This window comes from Pseudomonas serbica (assembly GCF_028823535.1).
Lineage (GTDB): Bacteria > Pseudomonadota > Gammaproteobacteria > Pseudomonadales > Pseudomonadaceae > Aquipseudomonas > Aquipseudomonas serbica.
Genome location: NZ_JAQIYM010000088.1, coordinates 1 through 26,024, shown reverse-complemented (window position 1 = coordinate 26,024; position 26,024 = coordinate 1). Strand labels below are relative to the sequence as shown.

The window sequence follows — 26,024 nt, the reverse complement described above, 5'->3', positions numbered from 1 at the left end:
GGGGCCTCGGACCGAGGAAAAACAGAGCGACTCATCGGTCATCGTACAACCTAGCATGTCGCAAAGGAAAAAAGCGAACTTGTGACGGGGAGGCATCTCGAATTAAAAGCCGGTACGGGATTTTGAATCCAAGGGCAAAAGCCTTCGTCGGCGCGCAAAACGACCCTTGGGATTCATAAAGGGATATGGCGCTAGCGGTCGCTGGCGCATGCGTCAGCCTGCTGCTGGTTTCCCTGCGCAATTCTGCAGAAAAAGCCGCGTTACCTACCGCATGTCGAAAAAACCACAATCAGTGGCGATAGCCTTCAATTCGCGCCAGGACCCGTCGATAACCTCTTCAGATGCCCAATTCGCGGTGGCCGTCGGCCAACGACATACGTGCCAGAAGAGGAACCACAGCGTGTCCATAAAACTGCGTTTACTGTTGCTGATCGGGACGGGGTTGCTCACCGCGTTGATCATGGGCCTGGTCGGCTACCTGGGGACTGCCCGGATGGCGGATGCGGTGCAGGACAACGAGGTTGGCATGAGCGTGCTGCGCAACCACATGGAAGCCGACATGATGCACGACGCGTTGCGCGCCGACGTGTTGTCGGCGATGTTGGTCGGGCTGGGTAAAAGCACCAGCAGCAAGGCCGAGGTGCGCACGTCCATCGAAGAGCACGCGGCGCACTTTCGGCAAGTGCTTGGCGACAACCTCGAGCTGCCGGTCAACGACACCCTCAAGACCGCGCTGAACAAGATCAAGCCCAGCCTCGACACTTACATCGGTACGGCCGAGCGCATTGCTGGTATGGCCCTGGAAAATCCCGAGGCCGCGCAAAAAGAACTCGGCACTTTCAACAGCGTGTTCAGCCAACTGGAAGACCAGATGGCCGGCCTCAGCGAGCTGATTGAAAGCAACACCCAACAGACCAGCGCAGGCACCCGCCAGGCGCTCAGTAATGCCAACCTGGCCCTGGGCGCGGTGCTCATCGTCAGCCTGTTGTTGCTGCTGGCCCAGGGACGTTGGGTGATCCTGAGCATCATGGGGCCGTTGCGCACGGCCAGCCGCATTGCCGAGAGCATCGCCCATGGCAACTTGAGCGAGCCCATTGTCGAGCCGACCCGCACCGACGAAGCCAGCTTGTTGATTCGCAGCCTGGCGACCATGCAGCGTGATTTGCGCGGCATGATCGAAGCGGTGCGCACCAATGCCCATGGCGTCAGCGGCATGAGCACGCGCCTGAGCAATGGCTGTCACGAAGTGGCCGGCAGCAGCCAGCAGCAAAGCGCTGCCGCCAGCACCATGGCCGCCGCCGCCAGCGAAATGACCGCGAGCATCGAGGAAATCACCCGCCATGCCGGGCGGGCGCTGGACATGGCCAACCAGGCCGAGGCGCTGGCCAAGGATGGCGGACGGGTGATCCATCAGGTGGTCAACGACATGGACGGCATCGCCCGTTCGGCGCAGCAGTCGGCGCAGGTGATTCGCACGCTGGACAAGGAATCCGAAGGGATCTTCAGCATCATCCAGGTGATCAAGGGCATCGCCGACCAGACCAACCTGCTGGCGCTCAACGCTGCCATCGAGGCCGCCCGCGCCGGGGAGCAGGGGCGTGGTTTTGCCGTGGTGGCCGACGAGGTGCGCAGCCTGGCAGGCCGCACCAGCGCTTCGACCCAGGAAATCGCCGGCATGGTCTCGCGCATCCAGCAGAGCACCCGCGAGGCGGTGATCAGCATGGAGGAGGGCGTCGCCCAGGTCGACAAGGGCATGGCCGTGACCGCCGACGTCGAGCGCGCCATCCGGGAGATCCTCGAGGCCACGCTCAACACCACGCAACTGGTCAACGACATCAGCCGCACTATCGGCGAGCAGAGCCTGGCCAGCAATGAAATCGCCCATCAGGTGGAGATGATTGCCGGCATGTCCGAAGGCAACAGCAAGGTGATCGGGCAGACGGCTTCGACCACCGATGAGCTGTCGAGCCTGGCGGGGCAGTTGTCGCAGTCGGTGGATCGTTTTCGGCTTTGATACCTCCCTGCATTTTTCGCTGCCTTTGAGGGCCTCATCGCGAGCAGGCTCGCTCCCACATTGTCTGGTGTACGCCGGACCACTGTGGGAGCGAGCCTGCTCGCGATGGCGTCTGCCCTGACAACAGTATTTTCCGGAGGATCACTGTTCGACCGAAAAACAAACCAATGTTTTTATGTGGTGAAAAAAACATTGCAATGCGATCTTCATGCTGTGAATATGTCCGTGCGAATTTAAAAAAACACAATCGCATGCGGCGCTGACCAAGGTCAGGCCATAACAAAAACGACATAAACACAGGTTGAAACCGGCTCTGCCCCTGGCCGGACCTTTCAGCGAAGGAGAACATCTCCCGTGAATCGCTTACTGAACAGATCTCTTTGCGTCACCCTGCAAGCGCTCGGCGTGGTCGCGCTCGGTGCCGCCATGGCCCAGGCCGACACTCTGTTGCGTGTGGGCCTCAATGCCGACATCCGCAGCACCGAGCCCGGCGTCAACCGCGACGAAAATACTGATACCGTCATGCTGCACATCGTCGAAGGCCTGGTGGCCCATCGTGAGGATGCGTCCGTCGGCCCGCTGCTGGCCAGGGAGGTCCAGGTTTCCGACGATGGCCTGACCTACACCTTCAAACTGCGCGAAGGGGTGCGCTTTCACAACGGCGCGACCTTGACCGCCGCCGACGTCAAGTGGACCTGGTCGCACTACCTCAACCCGCAGACGCAGTGGCGCTGCCTGGCGGAGTTCGATGGTCGCGGCGGGGCGAAGATCACCCGCATCACCACCCCGGACCCGCTCACCGTGGTGTTCGAGCTCGACCAGCCCAGCGGTCTGTTCCTGGCGTCCATGGCCCGGCCCGATTGCGGCGGTGGCGGCATCCTGCATCCGGACTCGGTCGCGGCGGACGGGCGCTGGAAGGCGCCGATCGGCACCGGTCCGTTCACCCTCGCGCAATGGAAGCCCGGCCAGTCGGTGGAGTTGGCGCGCTTCAAGGATTACAGCGCCCGTGACGATGCCGGTCCGGATGGATTCACCGGCAAGAAGCAGGCGCTGGTCGACACCGTGCGCTTCATGATCATTCCCGATGCGTCCTCGGCCAAGGCGGCCCTGTTGTCGAACAACGTCGACCTGCTTCCGGACGTGACCGCCAGCGACGCCCAGGAACTCAAGACACAGCCGGGTATCCAGGTGTCGGTCAGCCCGATCATGGCGATCTGCGGCCTGCTGTTCCAGACCAACGACCCCTTGCTCAAGGACGTGCGCATCCGCCAGGCCATCGCCCATTCGCTGGATTACGGGCAAATGGTCACTGCCTTGTCCAACGGCTTGTCCGAGCCCAACAACTCGGCGATTCCGCAAACCAGCGCCTTCTACGACACCACAGCGAAACAGGGCTACCAGTACGACCCGCAGGAGGCCCAGCGCCTGTTGAAGGAGGCCGGTTACCACGGCCAGCCGATCAAGATGATCGTCAACAAACGTTATCAGCAGATGTTCGACATGGGCGTGTTGAGCCAGGCCATGGCCCAGGCCACCGGCTTGAACATCGAGATGGAAACCCTGGAGTGGGGTACGCAACTGGAGCGTTACCAGAGCGGTAACTACCAGATGATGTCGTTCTCCTATTCCTCGCGCCTGGACCCGGCGCTGGGCTTCGATTCGCTGATGGGCGACAAGACCAAGGAACCGCGTAAAGTCTGGGATAACCCGCAAGCCCAGGCATTGCTGCGTGATGCGGTGCGCCAGAGCGATACCGGTAAGCGCCAGGCGCTGTTCGATCAGTTGCACCGCATGATGATCGAGGACACGCCGATGGTGATCATCTACAACGGCACCATCATCGGTGGGCTGCGCGACAGCGTCCGTGGTTACCACTCCTGGCCGGTGGCCAAGCCGCGACTGTGGGGCGTCAGCCTCGCAGCCCAGTAACGCGGAGCCTGATCATGTTGCGTTTTATCCTGCAAAAACTCGGGATGGCGATACCGACCCTGTTGCTGATTTCGGTGATGGTGTTTGCGTTGATCCGCCTGATTCCCGGCGATCCGGCGCTGTTGATGCTCGGCGACATGGCCGACCCGCAGAGCCTGGCCGAGATGCGCGGCAGTCTGGGCCTGGACCATTCGTTGGTGACCCAGTTCCTGATCTGGTTCAAGGCCGTGCTCAGTGGTGACCTGGGTTTCTCCATCAGCACCAGACAAGCGGTGTTGCCACTGATTCTGGAGCGCTTCAGCGTCAGCGCCATCATCGTGCTGATGGCGGTGTTCCTGGCCACGCTGATTGCGGTGCCGGTCGGGCTGATCGCCGCCTGGAAACAGAACAGCGCCCTGGACCTGGGGCTGGTGACCACCGCGACGTTGCTGTTGTCGATTCCCAGCTTCTGGCTCGGCCTGCTGTTGCTGCATGCCTTTGGCATCAAGCTCGGCTGGCTGCCGGTGGTGGGTTACGTGAGCTTTGCCCAGGCGCCATGGCAAGCCATGAGCTTCCTGGTGCTGCCGGTGATCACCCTGACGCTGGTGGAACTGGGTGCGATTACCCGCATGGCCCGGGCCAGCACCATTGAGGTGTTGCGCCTGGAATACATCGCCCATGCCCGGGCCAAGGGGCTGTCCGAACGGGCGGTGTTGTGGCGCCATGCCTTGCCCAATGCCTTTGCGCCGACCTGGACCCTGGTGGGGCTGATCCTCGGCAACCTGTTGGGCGGGATTGCGGTGCTGGAAACCGTGTTCACCCTGCCAGGCATCGGCCGGCTGATGGTGGATGCGATTTTCGCCCGCGACTACCCGGTGCTGCAGGGGTGCCTGCTGCTGATCACCTTCATCTATGTGCTGGTCAACCTTTGTGTGGATCTGCTCTACCCACTGTTCGATCCAAGGGTGAAGTTATGAGTTCGAATATCCCTGTGGCGCCCTTCGTCGGCGTGGCGAGCCCACCTGCCAAGCGACGCCGGGCGTGGCCTGCGGCCAACGCAATGATCGGTGGCAGCCTGTTGCTGGTGCTGATTGGCCTGGCCTTGCTCGGTCTGGTCTGGACACCGTTCGACCCGCTGCGCATCGATCTGTTGTCGCGTCTGCAAGGGCCGTCCGCGATGCATTGGCTGGGCACCGATGAGTTTGGTCGCGATGTGTTCAGCCGGTTGTTGATCGGCGCTCGCACCAGCCTGTGGATCAGCCTGCTGACCGTCACGGTCGCGGTGGTTGCCGGCACCCTGATCGGCATGCTCGCCGGTTACCTGCGCGGCTGGACCGACCGTTTGCTGATGATGTTCAACGACGCGTTGCTGGCATTTCCCGGGATTCTCATGGCCCTGGGCATCATGGCGATCATTGGTGCGAGCAAATACGGGATCGTCCTCGCCCTGGGCATCGCCTACACGCCATCGGTGGTGCGCGTGGTACGCGGTACGGTGTTGTCGTTGCGCGAACTGGAATACATCGAAGCATCGCGGGTCATCGGCAACTCTGAGCTGTACACGATGCTGCGGCATATCGCGCCGAACTGTCTGGCGCCGCTCTGTGTGCTGGCCACCAGCATGTTCGGCTGGGCCCTGCTCTCGGAAAGCGCCCTGAGCTTCCTTGGCCTGGGTGTGCCGCCACCCGCCGCGACCTGGGGCAACATGCTTGCCAGCAGCCGGCCCTACATCGCATCGGCCAGCTGGCTGGGGATCTTCCCGGGGCTGTTCATCTGCCTGGCGCTGTTGGCCATCAATCTGTTCGGCGATGCCCTGCGCGATCGTCTCGACCCGCGGATGAGGAAATGAGCATGCCATCCACCAATCTGTTGTTGAGCGTGGAAAACCTGAAGATCCGCGTGGGCGACGATGGCCCACTGGCGGTCGATGACCTGAGTTTCAGTGTCGCACCTGGCGAGATCGTCGCACTGGTCGGCGAGTCCGGCAGCGGCAAGACCATGGCCGCCCGGGCAGCGATCGGCTTGTTGCCGCCACCGATGCAAGTCTGCGGCGGTCGCCTGGATTTCCAGGGCCGCGACCTGGTGACCACAGACACCGCCGGGTTGCGGGCCATACGTGGTGCGAGCATCGGCATGGTGTTCCAGGAGCCGATGGTGTCACTCAATCCGGCGTTGAAGATCGGCCAGCAGATGAGCGAAGCGCTGCAACTGCATACCGACCTGGACGCCGGGCAAATCCGCGAGCGTTGCCTGACCATGTTGCGGCGCATCGGCATCAAGGACGCCGAGCGCTGCCTGCAAGCCTATCCGCATCAGTTCTCCGGTGGCATGCGCCAACGGATCATGCTGGCGTCGGTGATGCTGTTGCGTCCGGCGCTGCTGATCGCCGATGAGCCGACCACCGCGCTCGATTGCCTGGCCCAACTGGACGTGATCGAGCTGATGCTGGAGCTGACCCGCGAACAGGGCACGGCGATCCTGTTCATCAGCCATGACCTGTCGCTGGTGGCGCGCTATGCCCATAAAGTGGTGGTGATGCGTCACGGCAAGTCGGTGGAGCAGGGCACAATCAATGACATCCTCCTGGCGCCGAAGGCCGAGTACACCCGGCAGTTGCTGGAAGCCTTGCCCCGGCGGGGCCAGCTGGCGGCGCTGCCGGCGAGCAACGGTCCTTTGGTGGAAGTCGATCAGGTGTGCATCGAGCATCCCGGGCCGCCATCGTTCTGGGGCAAACGCCAGTACAAGCGCGTGGTGCATTCGGCCAGCCTGGCCATTTCGCCGGGGGAAACCCTGGCGCTGGTGGGCGGCAGCGGCTCGGGCAAGACCACCCTTGGCCGTTCGCTGGTGGGCTTGATCAAACCCTGTGCCGGTGCGATCCGCTTCAAGGGCGTGGACATTCTCAAGGCCGCCAACCGAACTCATCGGCTGCAATGCCAGATGATCTTCCAGGACCCGTATTCGTCGCTCAATCCGCGGATGAAAATCGGCGAGATCCTGGCCGAGCCTTTGCGTCATGAGCCGGGCCTGAACACCGTCCAACTCAGTGAGCGGGTCGCACAGACATTGCGCGACGTGGGCCTGGGCGAGCAGTTCGTCGATCGGTTTCCCCATCAACTGTCGGGCGGCCAGCGCCAGCGTGTCGCCATTGGCCGTGCCCTGGTGCGCCATCCGCAACTGGTGATCGCCGACGAACCGATCTCCGCGCTGGACATGACCATCCAGAAGCAGATTCTCGAACTGTTCGAGCGCTTGCAGGCGCAGTACGGCTTTGCCTGTTTGTTCATCTCACATGACCTGGCGGCCGTTGAGCGAATTGCCCACCGGGTGGCGGTGATGCACCAGGGCGAAGTGGTGGAAGTCGGCGGGCGCGACCAGGTCTTCGACTCTCCACAGCACCCCTATACGCGGCAGTTGCTGGCGGCGGCCAGCCCGCTGGAAAAACTCGCTGATGGCGGCTACCGAATACGACCGGTCAGCGTTTGATCTAACCCCCTGATTGCACCCCGCGCGCCTGTCCCGAAACCGGCGCGGAGGGGCAAGTCATGTCCGAAAAACAATAAGACCTACTCACTCACGACGACTGCCAGGAGCCAAGCAATGAGCAACAACAATCTGAACCTGATCATGACCGGTGTCAGCCTGATGGGCGGGGGCCTGTTGAGCGCCCAGGCCCAGGCCGATTTCATCAAGGACAGCAAGGCCGATCTGGAACTGAAGAACTACTACTTCAATCGCGATTACCGTGAGGACGCCGGGCAGTCAAAGCGCGAGGAATGGGCCCAGGGTTTCATTCTCAACCTCAAGTCGGGATTCACCGACGGCACGCTCGGTTTTGGTGTCGACGCGGTCGGCATGCTCGGTTTGAAACTCGACTCCAGTCCCGATCGCTCGGGGTCCGGCCTGTTGTCGCGGGATAACGAGGCCGAGCCGGGCAAACCGAGTTACGCCAAGCGTGCGCACGACGAATATTCCAAGCTGGGTGTGACCGGAAAAATGCGCCTGGGCAAAAGCGAGTTGCGCAGCGGCTATCTGCTGCCGGACCTGCCAACGCTGCAGCCCAATACCAGCCGGCTGTTCCCGCAGAGTTTCCGTGGTACCCAGGTGACGTCCGCCGACATCAAGGACCTGAGCCTGACCGGTGGCCAGATCGACCGGACCAAGCAACGCGAGTCCACCGACTACCAGGACATGGGGCTGACCAGTCAGAGCGGTGCCTACAAAAGCTCGGTCAAAAGTGATCAGTTTCGTTTCATGGGTGGCGATTACAAGCTCATGCCGAACCTGGTCCTGACGTATCACTTCGCGCAGCTGGAAGACATCTATCAGCAGCACTACGTAGGCCTGAAAAACAGCTTCGCCCTCGGCGGCGGCACGCTGAAAAGCGATATCCGCTACTTCGATGCGGACAAGGCCGGGGCGGGCCTGGCGGGTAAAGTCGACAACCGCGCGCTGAGTACGCGCATGGCCTACAGCTACAAGGGGCACAGCCTGGGCGGCGGTTATCAGGAGCAGTATGGCGACACGCCGTTCACCTATGTCGATGGCACCAACACCTTCCTGTTTTCGGAGTACCAGCTGAGCAACTTCTCCCAGACCAATGAGCGAGTCTGGCATGCGCGGTACGACTTTGATTTTGCGGTAGTGGGTGTTCCGGGGCTGACGTTCTCGACACGTTGGGCCAAGGGCGATCAGGCGCAGGTGTTGGGGTTTGCTGGTGAGGGGCGGGAGTGGGAACGGGATATCGACCTGGGGTACGTGTTCCAGTCAGGGGCGCTCAAGGGGGTTTCGATGCGCTGGCGCAATGGCTTTAGCAAGGCCAATTACCTGCGTGACATGAACGAAAACCGGGTGATTCTTGGTTATACCGTGGCGCTTTGGTGATGAATTCGCTTATGTGTACGCCAGTCAGATTTGGGCGCTGGCTGCGACCAAACTATGGGAGCCGGCTTGCTGGCGATGGCGGCCTTATAGCCAATAAATCTCCTGCAGATATACGCCAATCAAACTGTGGGAGCTGGCCTGCCAGCGAAGGCGGCCTTATAGCCGACCTATTATTTGTTGATGGAGTACATATCCATTCCTGCGGTAACGGCCGCCTATGGTTTCGCCCTTACGGCGAGTCCCTTTTGGCAAACGCCCCAAAAGGAACCAAAAGGTCTTGCCCCACCATTCGGCCCCTCGCTGGGGCTCGGGGTTCCCTCACTCCGGCATTGCTCCGTGGGCCCGCCGCCATCGGCCATCCATGGCCGAGGGCGGCTATCCCGGCATCCATGCCGGGATGCCCACTGCGCAACGCCTGCGTTCGGCCTCTGGGAATGGGGCGGGTAGATCAAGATCAAAAGCCAAGCAACAGCAAGATCAAAAGATCGCAGCCTGCGGCAGCTCCAGCAGGGGGATGCGATCGCTTGATATTGATCGTTCCCATGCTCTGCGTGGGAATGCATCCCGTGACGCTCCGCGTCACCAGTGCGCCGGTGTCGACAGCGGGACGCAGAGCGTGCCAGGCGGCATTCCCACGCGGAGCGTGGGAACGATCATGCGATCGTTTGGGATCAGGTCAGATCGTAGGCCGCCATGCTTTTGTTTTGGCTTTTGATTTTCTTGCCCCCTCGAGGGTATGCCGAGCCTTAGCGAGGCACCGAACGCCAGGGGCAAGAGCCCTTGGTTACTTGGGGCCGGGCGGCGTTCCGTTTTTCCAAGTGACTCGCTGTAAGAGCGAAACCATAGGCGGCCGTTACCGCAGCAACGGATATGTACACGGTCAAACACCGTGCCCATCACCCCTTGTTCCGCGCCACCCCCATCTTGCTAGCCACCTCCAGGTGCCGATGCAACAGGGTCGAAGCCCATTCGTTATCCCCCTGTTCCAGCGCATCAAGAATCGCCAGGTGCTCCCGGCAGGAAACCTTGACCCGCTCCACGTTACTCGCCGAATGAAACTCGGTCAGGCGCCGCAACCGGTTCTGCTGCTGGATCACCTGCAGGATGTAGGTATTGCCGGAGGCCGCCGCCAACAGCTCATGAAACTCGGCGTTGCATTCGAAAAACCGCTGGCCGTCGACCGGGCCTTCCAGCAACTCGAGCTGACGCTCGCGGCAGCGCCGAAATTGCTCGGCGTTGATCTTGAAGGTGGGCTCGAGCAGGCCGGCAGGCTCGACCAGCATGCGAAAACGATAGCTTTCGAAGCGCGTCTGGGGGCTGCTCAGGGTCGGCAGGAACATCCAGCCGTGACCGTGCTTGCGCTGCATCACACCCTCATCGGAGAGCCGCAGCAGGCAACGGCGCAGCACGCTTTTGCCGGCACCGTAGCGGCGCAACAGATCGCTCTCGGAGATCTGGTCGGGCAAGACCTGATTCAGCCGGTCGTCGATCAGCCGGGTGTAAAGCTCGTCTTCTTCGTTGTGCAACTCATCGAACTGTTGCGGCAACACCGCAGAGGTTTGCAGCGGTACGCGAAAGCCCTGTTGCGGCAGCGGCTCGATCAGTTGTTGTTCGGCCAGGTACGACAGGGCGCTGCGGATCGGCGAGCGCGACACGCCCAGCCGTTGACTCAGTTCCACTTCCTTGAGGTGGGTACCGGGTTGCAGGTCGCCGGACTGAATGGCGGAAAGGATCTGGCCGGCGACTTTGGTCTGCAGCGAGGTGAGTTGAGCCATGGCGCGTTGTCGTTCCTGTGACAGGGGGAGGGAAGGATACCCGAAAAGACCGGAAAGCTTCGATGCGCCCGGACACTGAATTATAGGCCGTGCAAATACATTCATGCAGCGTCTTAAGAAACAATATGTGTATTATTTGTTATATAAAAACATTGCCAGGAAAGACAATGGCAATTTGTGAGGATGCACCGTTATGAGCTACGTACCTCTGCCCAGGGCCTTGCCCCACGAGCGCGGCGTCGACCCCCGCGGCATCGTCGATTTCCTGTCGGCCGTCGGCAGCGCCGGACTCGAGCTGCACAGCTTCATGCTCTATCGCCAGGGCGCGGTGGTTGCAGAAGCGTTCTGGCGACCGTACGCGGCGCACCGCATGCACGTGCAGCATTCGGCGACCAAAAGCTGGACCGCCGCCGCAGTGGGTCTGTTGATCGATGACGGTCGCCTGAGCCTCGATGACAAAGTGGTCAGCTTTTTCCCCGAGCTGTGCCCGCAAGACATCAGTGCGAATCTGGCGGCCATGACCGTGGAAGACCTGTTGACCATGCGCACCGGCCATCAACGGGGCATTTCCGGTGGCGACTGGCGCAACCTGGAAACCAGTTGGGTCGAAGCTTTCCTGCATGAGCCGGTCGTTGTGCCGCCGGGAAAGGACTTCATCTACAGCAGCGCTTCAAGCTTCATGCTGTCGGCGATCGTCACCCAGGTCAGCGGGCAAACCCTGCACGCTTTGCTGCAGCAGCGAGTCCTGGATTTTCTCGGCATGGACAAGCTGGAATGGGACCTGGCCCCCGGCGGCTTCAACTCTGGCGGCAACGGCTTGAGCTGCACCACGGAAGACTCGTTGAAATTCGGTGTACTGCACCTGAACCGCGGCCAGTGGCAAGGGCGCCAGTTGCTGTCCGCGCAGTGGATCGCCGAGGCCACCCGCAATCAAGTCGAAGACGTTTGGATGGGGGATTTCGACGGCAAGCAGTACCTGCCACGCAACAAGGACAGCAACGCCGAGGCGCAACGTGAAGGCTACGGCTACCAGTGGTGGATGACCCTGCATGGCGGGTACTACGCTTCCGGCGTCTTCGGTCAATACTGCATGGTGCTGCCGGACCAGGACACGGTCATCGCCTTCACCTGCGGCCTGCGTCTGGGTGAGCGACGCTTGAAAGCCGCGATCTGGGAGCACTTGTTCCCGGCACTGGGGCGTCAGGCGGTTGATCCACAAACCAGCCAGGGGCAACTGGATGCCTTGATCGATGACCTGCGCCTGCCGACGCTGCAAGGCTTGAGCACCTCTCCCAACGCTGCCGCGCTGCAGGGGCGATTCGCGGTTGAGCCGAACGAAGACGGCGTGCTGGAGGTGGGTTTTGATTTTCGCGATGACTACTGCGACTTCAGCCTGGTCGACCACCGTGGGCGGCACAGCGTGCGGGTCGGACTCCAGCAGCCCGTCGAATCGCAGACCAGCATCACCGGCAACTACCTGCATCACCAATATCAACCGGAACGGACACCCGTCATTGCCCAGGGCCGGTGGAGCGCAGAAGGGGTGCTGCAGATGGACTGGCGCTTTGTCGAAACTACCTTCGGCGATCACGTCAGCTGCCGCTTGCAGGAGGGCCGGTTGCTGTTCGATCGCGGCGTCAACACCAATGCCGGATCGATGCAACGCCCGACCCTGATCGGTACCCGGATCTGAACCTGATTAACTGGATGGACACCGCACATGAACCAGATTTCCACGTCGGCGCTGTGGGCGCCCTTTACCCCGATGCGTCAATTCAATCGCCAGCCGATGCTGTTCGAGAGCGCCGAGGGCATGCATTACACCACCACCCAGGGCCACCGGGTGCTCGACGCCATGGCCGGGCTCTGGTGCGTCAACGCCGGTCACGGCCAGGCACGTATCGTCGAAGCGATCCGCGAAGCGGCGGGGCGCCTGGACTTCGTCTCTTCGTTCAAGATGAGCCATCCGGCGGCGCTAACCATCGCCGACGAATTGGCGGCGATTGCGCCGGCGGGGCTGGACAAGGTGTTCTTCACCAACTCCGGTTCCGAGGCCGTGGACACCGCGCTAAAGATCGCCCGAGCCTATCATCAGGCCCGCGGTGACAGTCGCCGGACCAAGTTGATCGGCCGCGCCAAGGGTTATCACGGCATGGGGTTCGGCGGCTTGTCGGTGTCCGGTATCGGCCGGCAAAAGCGCGACTTCGGACCGCTGCTCGGCGACGTCGCGCACCTGCCGCTGCCCTATGACGCCAGCTTGCGTTTCAGCGAAGGCCAACCGCAGCAGGGCGCGCAGTATGCAGAGGCACTGCTGCAGTTGCTGGAAATCCACGACCCGGCGACGGTGGCCGCGGTGATTGTCGAACCGGTGACCGGTTCCGGCGGGGTCTATGCGCCGCCCGTGGGGTACCTGCAAAGGTTGCGCGAGATTTGTGACTTGCATGGCGTGTTGCTGATTTTCGATGAGGTGATTACCGGTTTCGGGCGCCTGGGGCACTCGTTCGCGGCCCAGGCGTTTGGCGTGACGCCAGACCTGATGACCCTGGCCAAGGGCCTGACCAACGGCGCTGTGCCCATGGGCGCGGTGATGGTCAGTGGCGCGGTCTACGACGCCTTCATGGAGGGCCCCGAGCAAGCCATCGAATTGATGCACGGCTACACCTATTCCGCTCATCCGTTGGCCTGTGCAGCGGCGCTGGCGACCCTGGCTGTGCATGAGGAACTGGGTATCAATGCTCACGTTCAGCAGGTGTCTGCGCTATGGCAACGCGCGGCACTCGCCCTTCGTGAGCAGCAATGGGTGCAGGATGTGCGGGCCATCGGCCTGTTGTGTGCGGTCGAACTCAAATCCCGCGATCGCGCACCGGGTGCTCGCGCCGGTGAAGTCGCCCAGCGGTGTTTCGAGGCCGGCCTGCTGGTGCGTGCTTCGGGCGAGAACATCGTGCTGTCGCCGCCACTGATCATCAGCGAAGCACAGATCACGCTGATCTTCGACACCTTGCAGCGCGTACTCGATCAAGTTGCCTGAGGAGGCCCGATGAACCATCTGGATTTTTATATCGATGGTGCGTGGGTCCGTCCGTTGGGCGGAGAAACCCTGGAGGTGATCGATCCGTCCACCGAATGCGCCATCGCTTCGATCAGCCTGGGCACCCGCGCCGATCTCGACCTTGGCGTCGCAGCGGCGCGGCGTGCCTTCCCTCTGTACGCGCAATGGTCGCGCGAGCAGCGTCTGGACCTGCTGGCCGCGATCATCGAGGGCTATCGCCAGCACAGCGAAGCGCTGGTGGAACTGGTGCACCGGGAGATGGGGGCGCCGCTGTCACTGGCGCGCAGCGCCCATGTGCCGTCGGGACTGGGGCATCTGCAGCGGGCCTTCGAGGTGCTGCGCGATTATGCGTTCGACCGGCCGCACGGCAGTACCCTGATCAGCCGCGAGCCGATTGGCGTCTGCGGATTGATCACGCCCTGGAACTGGCCGCTCAACCAGCTGACCTGCAAGATTGCGCCGGCGCTGGCCGCGGGTTGCACCCTGGTGCTCAAGCCCAGCGAGAAGGCGCCGTTATCGGCGATGTTGCTCGCCGACATCCTTCACCAGGCCGGCGTGCCCAAGGGGGTGTTCAACCTGATCAATGGCGATGGCCCAACCCTCGGCGACGGCATCGCCCGGCACCCCGACATCGATATGGTCTCGTTCACCGGTTCGACCGGAGCGGGGATTGCGGTGGCCAAGGCTGCGGCGGATACAGTCAAGCGGGTGTCCCAGGAACTGGGCGGCAAGTCGGCCAACCTGATCCTTGCCGATGCCGATATCGAGTCGGCGGTACGTCATGGTGTGAGCAGCTGTTTTCGCAACAGCGGCCAGTCCTGCAACGCGCCGACGCGTTTGTTGATTCCGCGGGCATTGCAAGCGCAGGCGATAGACATTGCCAAGTCGGTTGCGGGGCAAATCTGCTTCGACGACAGCCAGGCGTCCAGCTCCATGGGGCCGCTGGCGAATGTGGCGCAGTTCGAGCGGGTGCAGGCCCTGATCGGTGCCGCCGTCGATCAAGGGGCGCGGCTGGTCTGTGGCGGCGTCGGGCGTCCCGAAGGGGTGACCCAGGGCTATTTCGTCAAGCCGACGGTGTTTGCCGATGTCCGCCCGGACATGCCGATTGCCCGCGAGGAAGTGTTCGGACCGGTGTTGGTGATCATCGCATATGACACGGAAGACGAAGCCATCGAGATCGCCAACGACAGCCCCTACGGGCTGTCAGGCTATGTCTCGGCGGGCTCCCTGGAGCGGGCCCGGGCAGTGGCGCGGCGCCTGCGCACCGGCATGGTCCACCTCAATGGCAGCAAGGCCGACAACGGCGCGCCTTTTGGCGGGTACAAGCAGTCTGGCAATGGCCGCGAGTGGGGCGTGCACGGGCTGGAGGACTACCTCGAAGTCAAATCGATGTTCGGCTATCAGGCATGATTTTCTGTACAGGGTGAATGTAAAGGCCTCTTCGCGAGCAAGCCCGCTCCCACATTCGATCGCATTCCAATGTGGGAGCGGGCTTGCTCGCGAATGCGACAGTACAGGCAACATAAACCTTTGGGTTAAAGATACTTATCGGTCACAGCCCCCTCCGACGCACTGGACACCGTCTTCGCGTACTTGGCCAACACCCCGCGCTTGTACTTCGACTCTGGCCTTACCCAGCGGCTCTTGCGCTCGGCCAGCTCCGCGTCGGAGACCTCAACGGTAATCTGCCGGGTTTGCGCATCGATGGTGATCCGGTCGCCATCTTCGACCAGGGCGATAGGCCCGCCCTCAAACGCCTCGGGCGTGATATGCCCGACCACGAAACCATGGGAGCCGCCGGAAAAGCGGCCGTCGGTGATCAGCGCCACTTCCTTGCCCAGGCCTTTGCCCATTACCGCCGAGGTCGGCGAGAGCATTTCGCGCATGCCCGGCCCACCCTTGGGCCCTTCGTAGCGAATCACGATCACGTCACCGGCCTGCACCTCGCCGTTGAGGATGCCGGCCAGCGCGCCTTCCTCGCCGTGGTACACCCTGGCCGTGCCTTCGAAGCGCAGGCCTTCCTTGCCGGTGATCTTGGCCACGGCACCGGTGGGCGAGAGGTTGCCGCGCAGGATCACCAGGTGCGAGTCCTTCTTGATCGGCTGATCGAAGGGCAGGATCACGTCCTGGCCGGCGGGGTAGTCGGGCACGTTTTCGAGATTTTCGGCGAGGGTCTTGCCGGTCACGGTCAGCACGTCACCGTGCAGCATGCCGGCCGCCAGCATGCGTTTCATCAACGGCTGGATGCCGCCTATGGCCACCAGCTCGCTCATCATGTATTTGCCACTGGGGCGCAGGTCGGCGACCACCGGGGAAATCTTGCCCAGCTCGACGAAGTCGTCCAGGGTCAGCTCGACATCCACGGCATTGGCCATGGCCAACAGGTGCAGCACGGCGTTGGTCGAGCCGGCGAGGGCGATCACCACGCGGATCGCGTTTTCGAAGGCTTTGCGGGTCATGATGTCACGGGGCTTGAGGTCGAGCTTGAGCAGTTCCATGACCTGCTGGCCGGCGCGGAAGCTGTCCGAGGCCTTGTCGCTGCCCACGGCGTCCTGGGAACTGGAACCGGGCAGGCTCATGCCCAGCGCTTCGATGGCCGAGGCCATGGTGTTGGCGGTGTACATGCCGCCGCAGGAACCGGGGCCGGGGATCGCCACTTCTTCGATCTGCTTGACCTGGATTTCGCTGATATCACCGCGCGCATGCTGACCGACAGCCTCGAACACGGAAATGATGTCGGTGTGGCCGGCGCCCGGGCGAATGGTGCCGCCATAGACGAAAATGGACGGCCGATTGAGCCGCGCCATGCCGATCAGGCAGCCAGGCATGTTCTTGTCGCAACCGCCCACGGTCACCAGACCGTCAAAGCCTTCGCACCCGACCACCACTTCAATGGAATCGGCGATGACCTCACGGGAAACCAGTGAATACTTCATGCCTTCGGTGCCGTTGGCGATGCCGTCGGAAATGGTGATGGTGTTGAAAATCACGCCTTTGGCGCCGGCGGCATTCGCCCCCTTTTCAGCTTCGATCGCGAGTTTGTCGATGTGCATGTTGCAGGGCGTGACCATGGCCCAGGTGGAAGCAATGCCGATTTGCGGTTTCTTGAAGTCTTCGTCGGTAAAGCCCACGGCACGCAGCATGGCGCGGGCGGGCGCGGCCTCCACACCATCGATCACCTCGGAGGAATATTTGCGCAGATCGTCTTTGTCGCTCATGGCTGTTCCCCGCGTGCTCAACTGGTGACCACTGAGTATAGACACCCCTGCACAGCAACCATCACGCGCGGGCTGGCCTTGTCGTGATATTCTTCGCAACAACTTGGTTTGATCTATTCAGTTTTCCTGTCCTTGAGACGGGCGAGCAGAATCACTGTCGCTCAAGTAACTGAAGCCAAAAAAGATAAAAAGTCAGTTCAGTAGGGACATATAACTGGGGTCGATGCATGCAATCGGCCTTGTGTGCCCACCCTCCGGAATCATGTGCGAGAACCCGCGGCAGACTTGCCTGAATGCCGTGAAACAAGCGGCTCGCGATTGCAGATGGAGGGGCGGATGGCGTTTTATCATAGGTGCTACAGATGTTTAAGAAAGTGAACACGGCCCTGCTGGGGCTGGCCTTGTCGTTGGGGATGACGACAGCCCAGGCCGAAGAAGCCAAAAAAGTCGACGTGCTGCTGATTGGCGGCGGCATCATGAGTGCGACCCTGGGTGTCTGGCTCAATGAGCTGGAACCCGGCACTTCGATGGAAATGATCGAACGTCTGGACGGCGTCGCCCTGGAAAGCTCCAACGGCTGGAACAACGCCGGTACCGGTCACTCTGCCCTGGCCGAGCTGAACTACACCCCGGAAGACGACAAGGGCAACGTGTCGATTCCGAAAGCCGTTGAAATCAACGAAGCGTTCCAGATCTCCCGCCAGTTCTGGGCCTGGCAGGTCCAGCAGGGCGTGCTGAAGAACCCGCGTTCGTTCATCAACTCCACGCCGCACATGAGCTTCGTGTGGGGCGATGACAACATCAAGTTCCTGAAAAAGCGCTACGAAGCCCTGCAGGCGAGCCCGCTGTTCGCCGGCATGCAGTACTCCGAAGACCCGGCCGTGATCAAGAAGTGGGTCCCGCTGATGATGGAAGGGCGTGACCCGAACCAGAAAGTCGCGGCCACCTGGAGCCCGATCGGCACCGACGTGAACTTCGGCGAAATCACGCGCCAGTTCGTTGCGCACCTGCAAACCACGCCGAAATTCGACTTGAAGTTGTCCAGCGAAGTGCAGGACATCACCAAGAACGCAGACGGCAGCTGGCGCGTCAGCTACAAGAATCTGAAAGACGGCAGCAAGTCCGAAACCGACGCCAAGTTCGTGTTCATCGGCGCCGGCGGCGGTGCCCTGCACCTGCTGCAGAAGTCGGGCATTCCTGAAGCCCGGGAATACGCAGGCTTCCCGGTAGGCGGCTCGTTCCTGGTGACCGAGAACCCGACCATCGCCGAGCAACACCTGGCCAAGGCCTACGGCAAAGCCTCCGTTGGCGCACCGCCGATGTCGGTTCCGCACCTGGACACCCGCGTGCTGGACGGCAAGCGCGTGATCCTGTTTGGCCCATTCGCGACCTTCAGCACCAAGTTCCTGAAAGAAGGCTCGTACCTGGACCTGCTGACCACCACCACCACGCACAACGTGTGGCCGATGACCAAGGTTGGCATCAAGGAATACCCGCTGGTGGAGTACCTCGCCGGGCAACTGATGCTGTCGGATGAAGACCGCCTCAACGCCCTGAAGGAATACTTCCCGAACGCCAAGGCCGAAGACTGGCGCCTGTGGCAAGCCGGCCAGCGCGTGCAGATCATCAAGCGTGACGAAGCCGCCGGTGGCGTGCTGAAACTGGGCACTGAAATCGTCGCTTCCCAGGATGGCAGCATCGCTGGCCTGCTGGGCGCGTCCCCAGGCGCTTCGACCGCCGCACCGATCATGCTGACCGTGCTGCAGAAAGTGTTCAAGGACAAGGTCGCGACCCCGGCCTGGCAGGAAAAACTGCACCAGATCGTGCCGAGCTACGGCACCCAGCTCAACGCCAGCCCGGATAAGGTTGCCGAGGAATGGGCCTACACCGCCAAGGTGCTGGAACTGACTCCGCCACCGGCGATTGGCCAGGTGGTTGCTCCGGCTGTCGAGGCTGAGAAGGCCAAGGCACCGAAAGAGAATGCTGCGGCTGATATGGCGCTGTAACTGAGCGCCTGATCAAAAAGCCCACTGCGCCAGGGATGGCCAGTGGGCTTTTTTGTATCCCGTGCAGGGGCATATTCGCTCCTGCGGTTTCATCTGATCCGTATTTTTCAGCGCTTTCTGCCCCTGTTATGCATTCAGCCCGAGCCCCACAATGTCGGCAAGTTTCGCCGCCGTAGCCGCGGTGCACCGCACTTTCGAAATGTTGGAGGCTTTATGGGCAAGATGGCGTTTTTCCTCGGTGGTTTCCTGGTGTTGACCATTCTGATCGGTGTGCTGGCAACGATTTCGCCGGTGTGAGCTAGGCGGCGCCTGCTACGCCGGGCCTTGTTGCTTGATGTCCCCACAGAAAATATCGACGTTGCCATCCGTCGCTGCCGTTCGCACGACGACGTGATATTCACCGGACAGCAACACAGGCAAGGCCACGGGCACGCTTCTGGAGAACGTCCAGCCGCGAATCGGTTGGCGCTCGGTGTTGACCCTGTCATTCATGGCGTAGGCGACGGGACCGGGATTCTGGCAACTGCCTTTGTTGATGAAGCTGTAGAGTCGCAGGGGCAGGGCGGCACCGCCTGGCACGCCGCTGATGAAGAAACTCAGTCCGGTTTGCTGGTCCCAGGCGGACAACGCGACATTGCCGATCTGGCCAGTATTCTGCCGGGTGGCAACCAGGGTGACCGACACGCTTTGGTTCGATGAGGTGGCACAGCCGAACAGGCTGGCGCTGACCATCAGCGCCACCAGTGAATGTCTGGGCTTCATTGCAGAACTCCTGTGAAGAACAACAGGGGGGAGATTAGTGGGTATAGCCTATTTATCGAGCGCCGAAGGCTGTCGATTTTTAGGCGCTGCAAGCGGGCACAGGTCGCAAAGCGGATCTAGACTCAATGGCGTCGGGCTCTCCGTTGAGCCTTGGCCAAGGAGTGAACATGGCTCCCCGCAAGAGCAAGCCCGCCAACGCCGGTAAATCCACCCCGGCCATGCAGGAGCCGGTCTTTCGTTCGCGCAAGGAGCGCCTGAGTGCTGGTGAACGACTAAGCCAGAGCGTGCCCCATGCGCTGCACGCCGAATGGAAACCGCCACGAAAACATCGCGACCCGATCCAGCTGCTGGAAAAGTCCAACCGCTATCGACTGCCCGAGCTGGTACCCGTGCGCTACGGGCGCATGTTGCGCAGCCCGTTCACTTTTTTGCGTGGTTCAGCAGGCTTGATGGCGTATGACCTGGCCACGACCCCAACCTCGGGTATCGAGGTGCAAGCCTGTGGCGATTGCCACCTGTTGAATTTCGGCTTGTTTGCCACCCCCGAGCGCAACCTGATCTTCGACATCAATGATTTCGACGAAACGCTCCCCGCGCCTTGGGAGTGGGATGTAAAACGCCTGGCGATCAGTTTTGTCGTGGCGGCCCGGGACAACCGGATCGGCGATAAAGTGGCCAAGGGCATCGCGATGGAGTGCGTACGTGCCTACCGTGAGCGCTTGCGCAAGCTGTCGAAGTTGAGCCCGCTGGAGGTCTGGTATGAGCGTCTGGATGCACAGTCGATCATCGACAGGGCGCCCACGGCCGAGATCAAAAAGCTTCGCGAACAAGTGGTGGAGAGGGCCCGGGCCAGGGTCGGCGATTATCTCTATCCGAAAATCAGCAGCGAGGTGGCAGGTCGTCGTCGGCTGATCGATCAGCCGCCGATCCTGTTTCATGTAGACGAACCAGACTTCCTGCAGCGAGCCCGCGTGGCGCTGCAGGATTATCGCCAGTCGCTGCCCCATGAACGGCGTGTGCTGTTTGATCGTTATCGCCTCGAGGACATTGCCGTCAAGGCTGTCGGGATCGGCAGCGTGGGAACCTATTGTTTCGTCGGCCTGTTCTTTAGCGCAGAAAATAATCCGTTGCTCCTGCAATTCAAGGAAGCCTGCCCCTCCGTGTTGGCGCCTTACGCCGGCAAGAGCGAATACGAGAACCAGGGGCAGCGCGTTGTCACCGGGCAGCGACTGATGCAGTCCTCCAGTGACATCTTCCTGGGCTGGACCCGTGGCCAGAACGGTCGTGACTTCTTCGTTCGGCAACTGCGCGACATGAAGATGTCGGCACCTATTGAAGGCATCACGGCAGCGAGCTTGAAGCGCTACTGCCGCTGGTGCGGCGAGACGCTTGCCCGTGCCCACGCCAACTCCGGGGATGCTGCCCTCATCAGCGGTTACCTGGGCAAATCGGACAGCTTCGACCAGGCCATCGGCAAATTTGCCGTGGCCTATGCCGATCAGAACGCCAAGGACTATGCCGCGCTATTGGCCGCGTACCGATCCGGGCGTATCACCGCGTACATGGAGGAAGATTGACCCGCGACCGGCGTGGCTGGCACCTGGTACCTAGCGCCCGTGCGCGTTGTCTGCCAGTTGCGCGGCATCGACCCGGACGAAAATGGAGTCGCCCACCGCGGTCAACACGTCCCCGGCAAAGACTTCGCAGATGACCCGCGTCTTGCGTCCGACTTCCCCTTCGACCCGCGCCCGCAGGGTGAGCGGGATACCCATGGGGGTCGGCTTGATGAACTTGATGCCGAGGTTGCCGGTGACGCAATTGATGCGCGGCAGGCTGGCGACCTCGCGGTTTTCCGCGCGGTAGTGATAGGCCATGACCGCCCAGTTGGAATGGCAATCGACCAACATGGCGATCAGTCCACCGTAGACCAGGTCCGGCCAGCCGCAATATTTGGCCTCTGGTACATGCTCGGCCATGACATGCACGCCGTCCTCATGCCAATAGCTCTTGATGTGCAGCCCGTGGGGATTGCTGCTGCCGCAGCCGTAGCACACGCCGTCGGGTGCGGCGCAGTCTTGCAGGGAGGTGTCGAGTTGGGACATGTCGTGGGATCCGGTTGAGCGTCAATTCTCAATCATAACCGCTGTTACCTGTAGGAGCAGCCTTCGCCAGCTCCTACAGGGGCTCGGTACCCTTAGATCCGTGCGAGGGCCTGCGCCAGGTCCGCACGCAGGTCTTCCACATCCTCCACCCCCACCGACAGCCGCACCAGCGCATCGCCGATGCCCAATTGCGCGCGGGTGTCCACGGGGATGGTGGCGTGGGTCATGATCGCCGGGTGTTCGATCAGGCTTTCAACCCCGCCCAGGCTTTCGGCCAGGGCGAAGATCTGCACGTTTTCCAGGAAGCGTCGGGACCCGGCCAAATCGGTGTCCAGGTCGACGGAGATCATCCCGCCGAAGCCGCGCATCTGCTGGCGCGCCAGTTCGTGCTGCGGGTGCGAGGGCAGGCCCGGGTAGTAGACGTGGGCGACCTGCGGCTGACGTTCCAGCCATTGCGCCAGTTCCAGCGCATTGCTGCAGTGGCGTTCCATGCGCAGCGCCAGGGTCTTGACCCCGCGCAGGGTCAGGAAGGCGTCGAACGGCCCGGCGATGGCGCCCACCGCGTTCTGCAGGAAACCCAGGCGTTCGGCCAATTCGGCGTTCTGCCCGACCACGGCGATGCCGCCGATCACGTCGGAGTGGCCGTTGAGGTACTTGGTGGTGGAGTGCAGCACGATGTCGAAACCCAGTTCCAGCGGGCGTTGTATCCACGGGCTGGCAAAGGTGTTGTCGGCCACGCAGATGATGCCCCGGTCGCGGCAGGTGCGGGCAATGGCGGCCAGGTCGGTGAGGCGCAGAAGAGGGTTGCTCGGCGTCTCGACCATGACCATGCGCGTGTCGTCCTGCAGGGACGCTTCGAAGGCGTCGAGGTCGGTCAGGTCGACGAAGCTGAAGCGGTGCCCGGCGCTGCGCTGGCGGACCTTGTCGAAGAGGCGGAAGGTGCCGCCGTAGAGATCATTGCCCGAGACGATGTGCGACCCGGCGTCGAGCAGTTCCAGCACCGTGGAAATGGTCGCCAGGCCCGAGGCGAATGCAAAGCCCCGGGTGCCGCCTTCGAGGTCAGCCACGCAACGTTCCAGCGCCCAGCGCGTCGGGTTGTGCGAACGCCCGTAGTCGAGGCCTTTGTGTACTCCGGGGCTCTGTTGCAGGTAGGTGGAGTTGGCGTAGATCGGCGGCATCAGCGCGCCGGTCGAAGGGTCCGGCGTTTGCCCGGCATGGATCACGCGGGTGGCAAAGCCCTGTGGCGGGGCATTTTCATCGTGCTGACTCATGGCAGGGATCTCCGCAGGTGATTGAGCATGTCGGTTCGGGTAATCAGCCCGTGGAACCCCGAGGCATCCTGAATGATCGCCACCAGACCACGGCCCAGCTCTGCCTCCAGATCTGCCAGGGAGGCTCCGGGGGACAGGGTTTGCAGTTTATCGGTCATGGCGCTGGATACCGTCTTGCGAAAGTGCGTAGCGTCTTCATGCACGCCCAGCAGGATGTCCGACTCGTCGATCACGCCGACCAGTTGCTTGCCGTTCACCAGCACCGGCAGTTGCGACACATCCGCCAGGCGCATGCGCTGGAACGCGGTGAGCAGGGTGTCGTCGGGGCCGACGCTGATCACCCGGCCGTCCTCGAAGCGCCGCGCGACCAGGTCGCGCAGGTCACCGTAGTGCTTGCGTTGCAACAGGCCTTGATCGTTCATCCACTGGTCGTTGTAGACCTTCGACAGGTAACGCGTACCGGTGTCGCAGACGAAGCTGACCACCCGTTTCGGCTCGGTCTGTTCGCGGCAATAACGCAGGGCGGCGGCCAGCAAGGTACCGGTCGAGGACCCGCCGAGAATGCCTTCGGCGCGCAACAACTGACGGGCATGGTCGAAACTTTCCTCGTCGCTGATCGAATAGGCATGGCGCACGCTGGACAGGTCGCAAATCGACGGAATGAAGTCTTCGCCGATGCCTTCCACCGCCCAGGAGCCGGGGGTAGGGAGGGTGCCGTTGCGGCTGTATTGGGCCATCACCGAACCGACCGGGTCGGCCAGGACCATTTCCAGATCCGGCTGCACGCGTTTGAAGAAACGGGTCAGGCCGGTGAGTGTGCCGGCCGAACCGACACCGACGACGATCGCGTCCACATCATGCTGGGTCTGCGCCCAGATCTCCGGCGCGGTGCTGCATTCGTGGGCCAACGGGTTGGCCGGGTTGTTGAACTGGTCGGCGAAGAAGGCGTCGGGAATTTCTGCTGCCAGCCGCGCGGCGACGTCCTGGTAATACTCAGGATGGCCTTTGCCGACATCGGAGCGGGTGATGTGCACCTCGGCGCCCATGGCCTTGAGGTGCAAGACCTTCTCGGTGGACATCTTGTCCGGCACCACCAGCACCACCCGATAGCCCTTGGCGCGGCCCACCAGCGCCAGGCCCAGGCCAGTGTTGCCGGCCGTGGCTTCGACGATGGTGCCGCCGGGTTGCAGGCGGCCATCGCGCTCGGCGGCGTCGATCATTGCCAGGCCGATGCGGTCCTTGATCGAACCACCGGGGTTTTGTGATTCGAGCTTGAGAAACAGTGTGCAGGGTCCTGTATCGAAACGGCTGATGCGTACCAGTGGCGTGTTACCGATCAGTTCGAGTACGGCAGGGCGGGAGTCGTTGGGCATGTCGTCACCTCGTTGCGCTAGCACCATGGATGGACAAAAAGACGGCGGCGATTGATCGCGCCAGTCATGAAATTGTTGTGTCTGGACCATAGGCCGGGATCGCCACACTCGCAACCGTCCGGGCGAAAGTACCCCCGACATCGGGTTTTTTTTGGAAGGGCGCGCCGCTGGCGAAACCGTAGGGGGATGGCCTGGGCAAACGGGAAGGGCACCAGCGTGCTGGCGTAGAACAGGCCGGCGCGGCTGCACAATCGGCCATGCGGACACCGATAATGGCCATTACGATCTCCTTTTGGCCAACCCCGCGCTATGAACCGGTCGGGCGGTCGGCAAGAATCGAAACCGGAGGCTGATGCACTTCAGCTTCCCCATCGATAAACAGTAACCTGATCTTCCTTGCCTTTGGCTGTTTTGCCGGGCACTGCCGTGTACAGCACATAAAAACCATCGAGCTGACTTGGGGAATTGATCCATGGACACAATCAAACGCCTATTGGGTGCCACCGTTTGCGGGCTGACGCTGCTCGCCAGCGCCGTACACGCCGAGCAGCGCGAATTGCGGGTGTACAACTGGGCGGACTACATCCTGCCGTCCGTGCCCAAGGACTTCGCCGAGAAAACCGGCATCAAGGTCACCTGGGACACCTTCGACACCAATGAGTCCCTGGAAGCCAAGCTGCTGACCGGCAACTCCGGCTATGACCTGGTGGTGCCGTCGAACCAGTTCATCGAGACCCAGATCAAGGCCGGCGTGTTCCAGAAACTGGACAAGTCCAAGTTGCCCAACTGGCAGCACCAGGACCCGGCGCTGCTCAAGTTGCTGGACAAGAACGACCCCGGCAACCAGTACGGCGTGCCTTACATGTACGGCACCGTGTTGATCGGCTTCAACCCGGCCAAGGTCAAGGCCGCGCTGGGCGAGAATGCGCCGGTGGACAGCTGGGACCTGGTGTTCAAGCCCGAGAACATGGAGAAGCTCAAGGCCTGTGGTGTCGCCATGCTCGACTCGCCTTCGGAGATTCTGCCGCTGGCCCTGCATTATCTGGGGCTGGACCCGAACAGCCAGAACCCCGATGACTACGAAAAAGCCAAGGCGCTGATGCTGAAGATTCGCCCCTATGTCACCTATTTCAATTCGGCCAAGTACATGACCGATATCGCCAACGGTGATATTTGCGTGGCCATCGGCTACTCCGGCAGCTTCTACCAGTTCGGCAATCGTGCGAAGGAAGCCGGCAACGGGGTGGTGGTCGATTGGCGCTTGCCCAAGGAGGGCGCGCCGATCTGGTTCGACACCTTTGCCATTCCGAAAAGCGCGAAGAACGTCGAGGAAGCCCACGAGTTTCTCAACACCTTGCTCGACCCGAAAGTCATCGCACCGATCAGCGATTTCCTCGGTTACCCGAATGCCAACACGGACTCGCTGCCGCTGATCAACAAGGAAATCACCGGCAACCCGAACCTGACGCCGACGCCTGAGGCCCTGAAGACCCTGTACGTCGTGCAACCGTTGCCGCAAAAGCTGGAGCGAGTGCGGACCCGGGTGTGGACCTCCATCAAGTCGGACAAGTAAACCGCGCTACACCTGTAGGAGCGAGCTTGCTCGCGAAAGCGGAGGGTCAGGCAACGATGATGTCGACGGGTATACCGCCTTCGCGAGCAAGC

The 26,024-nt window shown here is 61.9% G+C and carries 19 protein-coding genes and 1 pseudogene; 14 read left to right on the top strand and 6 right to left on the bottom strand.

From position 1 onward, the window contains the following. Positions 1-208: 208 nt before the first annotated feature. From NQL71_RS36930 to NQL71_RS29930, 7 genes and pseudogenes are all read left to right on the top strand, one after another. A pseudogene (locus tag NQL71_RS36930) lies at positions 209-1,156 on the top strand (MCP four helix bundle domain-containing protein); the annotation flags it as partial. After that, the gene (locus tag NQL71_RS36925; protein ID WP_425520701.1) at positions 1,151-2,014 is read left to right on the top strand and encodes a methyl-accepting chemotaxis protein; all 864 of its coding nucleotides are present in this window, start codon (positions 1,151-1,153) and stop codon (positions 2,012-2,014) included. The pseudogene NQL71_RS36930 and the gene NQL71_RS36925, both read left to right, overlap by 6 nt. Positions 2,015-2,368: 354 nt before the next feature. Continuing rightward, a complete protein-coding gene (locus NQL71_RS29950; protein ID WP_425520700.1) occupies positions 2,369-3,943 on the top strand; it encodes an ABC transporter substrate-binding protein in 1,575 nt (524 codons plus the stop codon). 14 nt (positions 3,944-3,957) lie between these two features. Beyond that, positions 3,958-4,899 (top strand): ABC transporter permease, encoded by a 942-nt coding sequence (locus NQL71_RS29945; RefSeq protein ID WP_046818748.1) that lies wholly within the window; start codon positions 3,958-3,960, stop codon positions 4,897-4,899. Next, entirely contained in the window at positions 4,896-5,771 is an 876-nt protein-coding gene (locus NQL71_RS29940) for an ABC transporter permease (protein WP_166622138.1), read from the top strand. The genes NQL71_RS29945 and NQL71_RS29940 overlap by 4 nt, the downstream gene beginning before the upstream one ends. 2 nt (positions 5,772-5,773) lie before the next feature. Then, positions 5,774-7,405: a dipeptide ABC transporter ATP-binding protein gene (locus tag NQL71_RS29935; RefSeq protein ID WP_274643816.1), complete on the top strand. Its 1,632-nt coding sequence runs from the start codon at positions 5,774-5,776 to the stop codon at positions 7,403-7,405. Between the two features lie 114 nt (positions 7,406-7,519). Then, a complete protein-coding gene (locus tag NQL71_RS29930; RefSeq protein WP_166622140.1) occupies positions 7,520-8,803 on the top strand; it encodes an OprD family porin in 1,284 nt (427 codons plus the stop codon). Between the two features lie 896 nt (positions 8,804-9,699). Here NQL71_RS29930 and NQL71_RS29925 read toward each other — a convergent pair. Continuing rightward, entirely contained in the window at positions 9,700-10,578 is an 879-nt protein-coding gene (locus tag NQL71_RS29925; protein WP_274643815.1) for a GntR family transcriptional regulator, read from the bottom strand. 193 nt (positions 10,579-10,771) lie between these two features. Between NQL71_RS29925 and NQL71_RS29920 the strand changes: the two genes are divergently transcribed. Genes NQL71_RS29920 through NQL71_RS29910 form a run of 3 tightly spaced genes read left to right on the top strand, consistent with a single transcriptional unit; the run spans position 10,772 to position 15,037 of the window. Next, positions 10,772-12,271: a serine hydrolase domain-containing protein gene (locus NQL71_RS29920; RefSeq protein WP_166621559.1), complete on the top strand. Its 1,500-nt coding sequence runs from the start codon at positions 10,772-10,774 to the stop codon at positions 12,269-12,271. Between the two features lie 27 nt (positions 12,272-12,298). Beyond that, positions 12,299-13,606, top strand: a complete 1,308-nt coding sequence (gene aptA / locus NQL71_RS29915; protein ID WP_274643814.1) for an omega-aminotransferase AptA — start codon at positions 12,299-12,301, stop codon at positions 13,604-13,606. Positions 13,607-13,615: 9 nt separating this feature from the next. Then, complete coding sequence (locus tag NQL71_RS29910) at positions 13,616-15,037, top strand: aldehyde dehydrogenase family protein (RefSeq protein ID WP_274643813.1); 1,422 nt, start codon at positions 13,616-13,618, stop codon at positions 15,035-15,037. 125 nt (positions 15,038-15,162) lie between these two features. On the opposite strand, the gene ilvD is transcribed toward NQL71_RS29910, so the two are convergent. Next, the gene (ilvD, locus tag NQL71_RS29905; RefSeq protein ID WP_077186101.1) at positions 15,163-16,845 is read right to left on the bottom strand and encodes a dihydroxy-acid dehydratase; all 1,683 of its coding nucleotides are present in this window, start codon (positions 16,843-16,845) and stop codon (positions 15,163-15,165) included. A gap of 362 nt (positions 16,846-17,207) precedes the next feature. Here ilvD and mqo point away from each other — a divergent pair, with 362 nt between their 5' ends. After that, positions 17,208-18,851: a malate dehydrogenase (quinone) gene (mqo, locus tag NQL71_RS29900; RefSeq protein ID WP_046818757.1), complete on the top strand. Its 1,644-nt coding sequence runs from the start codon at positions 17,208-17,210 to the stop codon at positions 18,849-18,851. 42 nt (positions 18,852-18,893) lie between these two features. Next, entirely contained in the window at positions 18,894-19,148 is a 255-nt protein-coding gene (locus tag NQL71_RS29895; RefSeq protein WP_143512486.1) for a hypothetical protein, read from the top strand. Between the two features lie 15 nt (positions 19,149-19,163). On the opposite strand, the gene NQL71_RS29890 is transcribed toward NQL71_RS29895, so the two are convergent. Beyond that, positions 19,164-19,613 (bottom strand): YajG family lipoprotein, encoded by a 450-nt coding sequence (locus tag NQL71_RS29890; protein ID WP_046818758.1) that lies wholly within the window; start codon positions 19,611-19,613, stop codon positions 19,164-19,166. 167 nt (positions 19,614-19,780) lie between these two features. Between NQL71_RS29890 and NQL71_RS29885 the strand changes: the two genes are divergently transcribed. Next, positions 19,781-21,190 carry a DUF2252 domain-containing protein gene (locus tag NQL71_RS29885; protein ID WP_046818759.1) on the top strand — a complete coding sequence of 470 codons (1,410 nt, stop codon included), beginning with the start codon at positions 19,781-19,783 and terminating at the stop codon, positions 21,188-21,190. A 30-nt stretch (positions 21,191-21,220) separates the two neighbouring features. Here NQL71_RS29885 and NQL71_RS29880 read toward each other — a convergent pair whose 3' ends face one another. From NQL71_RS29880 to NQL71_RS29870, 3 genes are all read right to left on the bottom strand, one after another. Next, positions 21,221-21,715 (bottom strand): PaaI family thioesterase, encoded by a 495-nt coding sequence (locus NQL71_RS29880; RefSeq protein ID WP_046818760.1) that lies wholly within the window; start codon positions 21,713-21,715, stop codon positions 21,221-21,223. A gap of 92 nt (positions 21,716-21,807) precedes the next feature. Continuing rightward, positions 21,808-22,986: a trans-sulfuration enzyme family protein gene (locus NQL71_RS29875; protein WP_248687837.1), complete on the bottom strand. Its 1,179-nt coding sequence runs from the start codon at positions 22,984-22,986 to the stop codon at positions 21,808-21,810. Next, positions 22,983-24,359 carry a pyridoxal-phosphate dependent enzyme gene (locus tag NQL71_RS29870; protein WP_046818762.1) on the bottom strand — a complete coding sequence of 459 codons (1,377 nt, stop codon included), beginning with the start codon at positions 24,357-24,359 and terminating at the stop codon, positions 22,983-22,985. The genes NQL71_RS29875 and NQL71_RS29870 overlap by 4 nt, the downstream gene beginning before the upstream one ends. A 472-nt stretch (positions 24,360-24,831) precedes the next feature. On the opposite strand from NQL71_RS29870, the gene NQL71_RS29865 reads away from it, so the two are divergent. Further along, a complete protein-coding gene (locus NQL71_RS29865; protein ID WP_046818763.1) occupies positions 24,832-25,932 on the top strand; it encodes a polyamine ABC transporter substrate-binding protein in 1,101 nt (366 codons plus the stop codon). Positions 25,933-26,024 lie beyond the last annotated feature (92 nt).

Coding starts and splice junctions, on each gene's coding strand:
- NQL71_RS29940 (WP_166622138.1), top strand. CDS start 4,896: ATGAGTTCGAATATCCCTGTGGCGCCCTTCGTCGGCGTGGCGAGCCCA.
- aptA (WP_274643814.1), top strand. CDS start 12,299: ATGAACCAGATTTCCACGTCGGCGCTGTGGGCGCCCTTTACCCCGATG.
- NQL71_RS29920 (WP_166621559.1), top strand. CDS start 10,772: ATGAGCTACGTACCTCTGCCCAGGGCCTTGCCCCACGAGCGCGGCGTC.
- NQL71_RS29910 (WP_274643813.1), top strand. CDS start 13,616: ATGAACCATCTGGATTTTTATATCGATGGTGCGTGGGTCCGTCCGTTG.
- NQL71_RS29930 (WP_166622140.1), top strand. CDS start 7,520: ATGAGCAACAACAATCTGAACCTGATCATGACCGGTGTCAGCCTGATG.
- NQL71_RS29875 (WP_248687837.1), bottom strand. CDS start 22,986: ATGAGTCAGCACGATGAAAATGCCCCGCCACAGGGCTTTGCCACCCGC.
- NQL71_RS29870 (WP_046818762.1), bottom strand. CDS start 24,359: ATGCCCAACGACTCCCGCCCTGCCGTACTCGAACTGATCGGTAACACG.
- NQL71_RS29925 (WP_274643815.1), bottom strand. CDS start 10,578: ATGGCTCAACTCACCTCGCTGCAGACCAAAGTCGCCGGCCAGATCCTT.
- NQL71_RS29890 (WP_046818758.1), bottom strand. CDS start 19,613: ATGAAGCCCAGACATTCACTGGTGGCGCTGATGGTCAGCGCCAGCCTG.
- NQL71_RS29885 (WP_046818759.1), top strand. CDS start 19,781: ATGGCTCCCCGCAAGAGCAAGCCCGCCAACGCCGGTAAATCCACCCCG.
- NQL71_RS36925 (WP_425520701.1), top strand. CDS start 1,151: ATGCAGCGTGATTTGCGCGGCATGATCGAAGCGGTGCGCACCAATGCC.
- mqo (WP_046818757.1), top strand. CDS start 17,208: ATGTTTAAGAAAGTGAACACGGCCCTGCTGGGGCTGGCCTTGTCGTTG.
- ilvD (WP_077186101.1), bottom strand. CDS start 16,845: ATGAGCGACAAAGACGATCTGCGCAAATATTCCTCCGAGGTGATCGAT.
- NQL71_RS29945 (WP_046818748.1), top strand. CDS start 3,958: ATGTTGCGTTTTATCCTGCAAAAACTCGGGATGGCGATACCGACCCTG.
- NQL71_RS29880 (WP_046818760.1), bottom strand. CDS start 21,715: ATGTCCCAACTCGACACCTCCCTGCAAGACTGCGCCGCACCCGACGGC.
- NQL71_RS29935 (WP_274643816.1), top strand. CDS start 5,774: ATGCCATCCACCAATCTGTTGTTGAGCGTGGAAAACCTGAAGATCCGC.
- NQL71_RS29865 (WP_046818763.1), top strand. CDS start 24,832: ATGGACACAATCAAACGCCTATTGGGTGCCACCGTTTGCGGGCTGACG.